Source organism: Pseudarthrobacter sp. NKDBFgelt (genome assembly GCF_046097905.1).
In the GTDB taxonomy this organism is placed as follows: domain Bacteria; phylum Actinomycetota; class Actinomycetes; order Actinomycetales; family Micrococcaceae; genus Arthrobacter; species Arthrobacter polychromogenes.
The window spans coordinates 1-5448 of the sequence record NZ_JBJURL010000130.1; the positions used below are offsets into that span (position 1 = coordinate 1).

At 67.4% G+C, this 5448-nt stretch carries 5 protein-coding genes; all 5 read right to left on the reverse strand.

Translation table 11 applies throughout. The features are described 5' to 3' along the window. The coding region (locus tag ACKAE7_RS20300) for an acyltransferase family protein (RefSeq protein WP_408980136.1) at positions 1–760 on the reverse strand (760 nt) is incomplete at its 3' end. Between the two features lie 135 nt (positions 761–895). Next, positions 896–2002, reverse strand: a complete 1107-nt coding sequence (locus ACKAE7_RS20305) for a flavin-containing monooxygenase (protein WP_408980137.1) — start codon at positions 2000–2002, stop codon at positions 896–898. After that, positions 1999–2379 (reverse strand): hypothetical protein, encoded by a 381-nt coding sequence (locus ACKAE7_RS20310; protein WP_229666346.1) that lies wholly within the window; start codon positions 2377–2379, stop codon positions 1999–2001. Before ACKAE7_RS20310 ends, ACKAE7_RS20305 begins: the two co-directional genes overlap by 4 nt. A gap of 92 nt (positions 2380–2471) precedes the next feature. Beyond that, positions 2472–4115: a LuxR C-terminal-related transcriptional regulator gene (locus ACKAE7_RS20315; protein WP_408980138.1), complete on the reverse strand. Its 1644-nt coding sequence runs from the start codon at positions 4113–4115 to the stop codon at positions 2472–2474. Between the two features lie 107 nt (positions 4116–4222). Then, the coding region (locus tag ACKAE7_RS20320; protein ID WP_408980139.1) for an ATP-dependent DNA ligase at positions 4223–5448 on the reverse strand (1226 nt) is incomplete at its 5' end.

Genomic DNA, 5448 nt, shown 5'->3' on the forward strand with positions numbered 1-5448 from the left:
GGAGCCCCCGAACCGGTTTTAGGTAGGGCAGGGCCAGCGCCAGGAGCGAGCCCAGCGCGAATTCCCAGAGCCGGGTCCGGGTGTCGAAGTAGGCGTACGCCTGGTTGCCGGCGGTCTGCTCCACGGAGTAGGCGAGGGACACGGCGAAGACTGTGCCGAAGACCAGGGCCAGCAGCCCGCGGTAGGTGACCCGGGTGAGCCCGGGGATCCGGTGCAGCAGCACCAGCAGTGCGGCGGTGCCGGCGAAGATGAGGGGCCAGAGGATGAACACTTGACCTTGGATGGACAACGACCAGAAGTGCTGGAGCGGGCTGGCTCCGGCGTGGTCCTGGGCATAGTAGTCAACGGCGTTGTCCGCGAGCAGCCAGTTCTGGCTATACAGCAGGGACGCCCACGCCTGGTCCAGCACCTGCGGCCAGCGGCTCTGGGGCAGGATCAGCCACGTTCCGGCGAGGACTCCCAGGATGACCACGACGGCGGCGGGCAACAGCCGCTTGAACAGGTGCAGCCAGTGCCCAAGGAGGCCGAACGGCCGCCCTGCCTCGGCTTTCCGGACGAAGGACAGGGTCAGCAGGAACGCGGAGATGAGCAGGAAGATGTCCACTCCCCCGGACACCCTGCCCAGCCACACGTGGTAGGCCACCACCATGAGCACGGCGAGCGCACGGAGCCCCTGGACCTCCGGCCGGAAGGTTGGCTTCCGGCTTTTGGCGGCTGCTTCGGGCACCGGGCGGGAGGCAGCCACGGTTCTCGCTATCAACACAAAAGACCTTCCAGCGGCGGACAAAACATCAATTCTACCGAGGCATGGCGGATGTTCCGGGAAAGGTAACGGGGATCACGGCCGGGTACGGGCGACGAGAGAGGCGGCGCACGAACGGGGAGGCGGCTTGGCTCAGGCGGCGGCCACCGCGGATCCGTGAGTGGCGGGGGCCGGAATCCTGGCCGCCAGGTAACGCGCGTCGCGGCCGAGGCCGGGAAGGGTGTCCGATACTTCCGCGTACAGGAACCGCTGCCCCAGGAAGAACAGGCCTGGCGAATCCAGAGCCACACCGCGCCACTGCCGGGGCATTGCGCCGGCGTCGAGCAGGGCCGGGTCGATCCAGCTGAAGTCCTCCCGGAAACCGGTGCACCAGACCACGTTGGAGACCTCCAGGCGGGTCCCGTCAGCCAGCACAGGCATCCCTTCAGCCACCCAAGTGACCCTCGGCACGACCTGCACGCCGGCGGCCGCGAGGTCCTTCGTCTTCGTCCTGATCAGTGGTTCGGCGTGTGCTTTCATTGCCGGCGCCACTTTGCGGCCAATCGGTGAACCAAGCGTCAACACGTGCAGGCCCAGGAAGCGCACCACCGGGAACGCGTAACGTGCCGCGGCTTTGCCGTGCTTCACCGGGATCTCGCCTGTGGGCTTGCCGGCCACCAGCGCCGGCCGGGTCCCGGAAACTTCGAGGCCGATCTCCGCCCCGGAGTTCCCCAGCCCCACAACCAGGACCGGGCCGTCCTGGAGCTGCTGCGGGTTCCGGTACTGGCTGGAATGCACTTGCCTGATGGAAGGGGCCAGTTCAGCTGCAAAGCCTGGCACCTCGGGCGTCTGGGTGGAGCCTGTGGCCACCACAACGTTGCGCGCTTCCCACCGGTGGCCGTTGGCGGTGGCCACGTAGTGGTCCCCCTCCCGCCAGAGGCGCTCCACGCGGATGCCGTGGCTGACCGGCAGTTCAAATTCCGCGGCATACCATTCGAGGTAATCCGCCACTTCATCCTTGGTGGGGAAGGACAGCCGGTCCGCCGGGAACGGTGCGCCGGGCAGTCCGTCGTACTTGGCGGGCGTGAACACCCGGAGCGAATCCCACCGCTGCCGCCAGGAATCGCCGGTTCTTTGGCACGCATCCAGAATCAGGAACTTCCGTTTCTGGCCTTTCATGAAATAGCCCATGGCAAGTCCGGCCTGCCCGCCGCCGATGATGATGGTGTCCAGCATGCCGGCCCGATTGTCGTTGCTCATGGCCGCGCTCCTTTTATAGCAAGTGGATTCTTAAGGCTGAACCCTCCCGCTGGGCTGCCGGCCGACGCACTTTCTGCTGTGATGCCGGCAGCTGCGGTGCTGGCTGCTGTTTCGTGCCCCGTTTCCCTGTAGCGCAGCCACCATGCCAGCATCAGGGCGGATGCCAGGACGTAGGCCAGGTGGAGGACCCAGATGGGACCTGCAGGAAGATTGAAAACGTAGATCGAGTGCACTGCGTTGGCCACGTTGCTCAGCACCAAATTGCCCAGGCTGTATGACGCAAGGTCCTTGGTGCGGGCAGCCTTCAAAAGCATCGGCAGCATACCGACGGCAAAGAGCACCGTCGAGACGGTTCCGGCGAGCACGGGAAGGTTCATGTTTCGAGGCTACGGGCGCAGCCTTCCCCTCCGCGTCGGCCGAAGTATGTAACCCGCTCCGGACGGGTCGTGGGTATTTATCTGCAGGCGGCCTACCCGGCCAGCCCGTGCTCATAGGCGTAGCTGGTTGCGGCTGCCCTGGAGGACAGGCCCAGCTTGAGGAAGATATTGCTGATGTGGCGCGCCACGGTCTTTTCACTGAGGTAGAGCTCCGCGGCTATGGCGCGGTTCCCTTTTCCTGACGCCACCAGCCGAAGCACTTCATTTTCCCTCGGGGTCAACGGCCCGGCGGTGCCTGCCCCTTTGTCGGTGCCTGCCCGCATCAGGGAGGCCGCCCAGGCGGCGGCGGGCGCTGCCCCCAGCTCCAGGAATTCCGCATGTGCAGCTTCGAAGTCCATCAGCGCCGAAGGCTCATCTCCCAGGTCGCGGCACGTACGCCCGATCAGTGCCCGGCAGCGGGCTGCCTCGTAGGGAACGCCCAGGTGCTGCCACACCCTCCAGGCTTTCCGCAGGGATTGCGAGGCGCCGGCGGCATCACCTTCGGCGAGCCGGACCGCCCCGTCAGCCTGGTCGGCGACGGCCTGGAGCATGGGTTTGGGGTGGTCCCTGGCAATGCTTTCCAGCTCCTCCGCACACCGCCGCGCCGCCTCGGGATCGCCCGCGGCCAGCTCGATTTCCACCAGCGCCGGCAGCAGGTGGCAGCGGGTGGCCGCATCCGCAATCCCCGCCGCCCGTCGGATCATCGACTGCGCCTGCCGCGCCTCTCCGCGGGCCAGCAGGAGGAGTGCCAGGCCTGGCTGCGGTTCCCACCCGCTTCGGGCAGCCTGCCGGTAGCATTCCTCCGCAGCGTCCAGCTTCCCGGCGAGGCGCTCCACTTCGCCCTGCTGGTAGAAACCGCCGAAAAGTGCTTGGGGATCACCCGTGGCGGCAAGTCCCTGAGCCGCGGCAGCTGCCTTGAGCGCTTCGGCCCATGCCCCGTGCAGCCGGAAGAGCTCGGCGCGGTGGGACTGGCACTGGCCGCTGAACGCCACCATGTCGGGCCGTGCCCTGCACCAGCGGTCCAGCGCCACCGTCCACTGAAGCGCCCTCTCCAGGTCAAAGGCCAGGTGGCAATTGCCAATCACCGCACAATAGATGATTCCTGAAGGTACCGGGGACAGCTCCCCCGCGGTAACGGCCACCATGACTTCATCGAACATCCCCAGGCCCTCCTCCGCACGTCCCAGCATCAGCGTTGCCTGTCCGGTTCCGAGAAGGGCCAGCGCCGCCAGGTCCCTGTCCTGGAACTGCCGGGCGAAAGAGCCCGCTTCGGTGAAAAGCTGCAGCGCGCCTGCGGCGTCACCGCCGTAGAGTTTTCCCAGCGCGACGGGAAACAGCAGCAAGCCCGCCACCGGACCCGGTTCATCAAGCTCATCCACCAGCGTCTTACCCCGCGCAAACCAGCCCGCGCTCCTGGCCGTTTCGCCAAGGTTCAGCAGGTGCATACCCAACCACACCGCGCACCGCATCGCGCCGGTGACATCGCCGACAATCAGGTATTCCTCGTGCGCGCGGGTGAGGGTGTCCAGGCCCGTGGTGGTGTTGCCGGTCAGGATTTCGGCCGTTGCCAGCCGCTCAAGGTCGGCTGCGGGGAGTCCGCCGCGCCTGTCCGCGTCGGCGTAGCTCCTGGAAGCGTCAGTCCAGCGATGTTCCCGGAACGCGGACCGCCCTTCGTCAATGCCCGTTTCAGTTGACACTCCGGCCTCCTCGGACACCATCCGTCCAGCCGTCCGTATACGGCCGCGCGCTGGACGCTGAGGTACTTAAGCGTCACGGTACGCCCGCAGACGAACCGGCACAACTGCTAACGAAGCAGTCCGCGCAGCGTCTGTATGGTGTCCGCTTCCGCGGCCGTTTTGTCCTCGCGGTACCGCTTGACGCGGGCGAACCGGAGCGCTATCCCGCCGGGATAGCGCGGGGACTGCTGCACACCGTCGATGGCGATCTCCACCACGGTGACGGGTTCCATCCAGACCGTACCGGCCGTGCGCCGGACCTCAAGCTCCTGGAACCTCTCCGTCTGCCAGCGCAGCAGCGCATCGGTGAGGCCTTTGAAGGTCTTGCCCACCATGACGCAGCCGCCGGGTTCACCGAACTCGCCGGCCGGATCGAGGGCTCCGAGATGCAGGTTGGAGAGCAGTCCTGTGCGGCGGCCCGACCCCCACTCGCAGGCAAGGACCACGAGATCGTAGGTCAGCACCGGCTTCACCTTGATCCAGTTGGAACCGCGCCTGCCGGCGGTGTAGGCCGATCCCACCGCCTTCACCACCACGCCCTCGTGGCCCGCGGCGAGCGCATCGCGCGAGACCCTTTCCGCAACACCCGGGTCCGCCGTGATCTCCCCCGGAATCCGGTGCTCCGGGGCGATCCGCTCCAGCACGCCGATGCGCGTGGACAGCGGTTCGTCCAGGAGGTCGCGACCGTCGATGTGCAGCACGTCGAAGAACCAGGGATGCAGCACCGTGGTCCGTGCCGCGTCCGCCCCGAACCGGGACATGGTCTCCTGGAACGGCCGGGGGCCGCCGTCCTCGTCGAGGGCCAGGGTCTCGCCGTCCAGGATCACGTTGCGCACCGGCAGCGCGCGCACCACCTCCACCACCTCGGGCAGCCGGTGGGTCACGTCGGCCAAGGTGCGTGTGTAGATGCCCACGTCGTCGCCGGAGCGGTGCACCTGGATGCGGGCGCCGTCGAGCTTGTACTCCACGGACGCTTCGCCCGTCGCCTCAAGCGCGGCGCCGGCGTTGGCCGCGGTGGAGGCAAGCATCGGCTGGACGGGCCGGCCCACCACGAGGCCGACGGCGTCGAGCTGGGCTGCCGTGCCCGTGATGGCCAGCAGGGCTGTTTCGCCGAGGTCACCGGAGAGCATCGCTGCGCGGCGCACGGAGTCGACAGGCCGGTCAGAGGCCCGGGCAACGGCATCCGTCAGCACCCCCTCAAGCGCACCCGTGCGCAGCTCCCCGAGCATGACGCCGGCGATGAAAGCCTGCTCGCGTTCGGTGGCTGCCCAATTTTGCGGGCAATCTTGTTGAG